The following is a 921-nucleotide window of genomic DNA, read 5'->3' as shown; positions in this document are numbered from 1 at the left end:
CCACCTCGTTAAACCACTTAGCCAGTTTCAATCTTGCAGCGTCCTTGATGCTTCTGGCATTATAAATATCGGTAAGTTCCATGGCCAGGTCATAGGCTTTTTTGAGTTCCGGGTAGTTTTCAAAGATTATTTCAGCCCTTAGCCTTTGCGATTCCGTCCACTTGGACTTGTGTTTAGTCAGTATAAACTTCGCCCTGGCAAGTAGTTGCTTGCGTGTGTCACCGTTGCTGTATCTGAATGGCTTGAAGGTTTCGTTCTTGGCTTTGGCTTCCTTCATCTCCTCATTTTCTCTGTCCCTGGCCATCCACCGGTAGGCTATGCGCATGTCGTCCAAAGCGTCATAGTAAAGTTTCTGCACATGAAACCTGTCACTGGTGATGAGTGCCTTGGGGAACACCGTGCGCGCAATGATCATCATAGAGGAAGACAGGTCGAGCGTTATCTCCTTGACAGTCTTTCTTTTGGAAAGGTCAATCTTTTCCAGAACACGGATCACATCCTCGGCTTTTGTTCCCCTGACCACAGCTACCAGAGTACCCCTGCCACCTTTGCCAGCCTTGTTGGTCAGAAACGTATAGACCTCACCGCTGCTCAGACAAGTCTCATCGATACTCAGGCTCTCTCCCAGGTTCTCATCAAACAGCAGCCAGTCTCCCGCATGCGACAACTGCTCCCACTGGCGATAATCGCTGAAATGCTCCTTGTATTGTGTGGAAAGCTGCTTGCCGTCTACGCCATAGTGAGAGCCGATACCTGTAATGCTCTCCGCAGTAGACTCAATTCTATTCTTTTAAAAAAGAAACGAACTCAGGGGATAGTTTGCTGCCCTCAGCCGTCAGGTCATCGTAAGAATAACTGAATATCTCACCCGTGGAACTGTCACGCCATTTTCGACGGCGGACATGAAGGTAAACGGGCTTG

1 protein-coding gene and 1 pseudogene are annotated in these 921 nt (G+C 48.8%); both read right to left on the bottom strand.

Annotated elements, in window-relative coordinates; translation table 11 throughout:
• On the bottom strand, positions 1-751 hold a 751-nt coding region (locus HMPREF1254_RS09075), incomplete at its 3' end, for an ISAon1 family transposase (RefSeq protein ID WP_442792396.1).
• A gap of 31 nt (positions 752-782) precedes the next feature.
• Positions 783-921: pseudogene (locus tag HMPREF1254_RS12370) on the bottom strand (ISAon1 family transposase N-terminal region protein); the annotation flags it as partial.

Source organism: Prevotella sp. BV3P1, assembly GCF_000479005.1.
Taxonomy (GTDB): domain Bacteria; phylum Bacteroidota; class Bacteroidia; order Bacteroidales; family Bacteroidaceae; genus Prevotella.
Note: the sequence above shows the minus strand (reverse complement) of the source record. Positions and strands in the feature narration are given on the sequence as shown.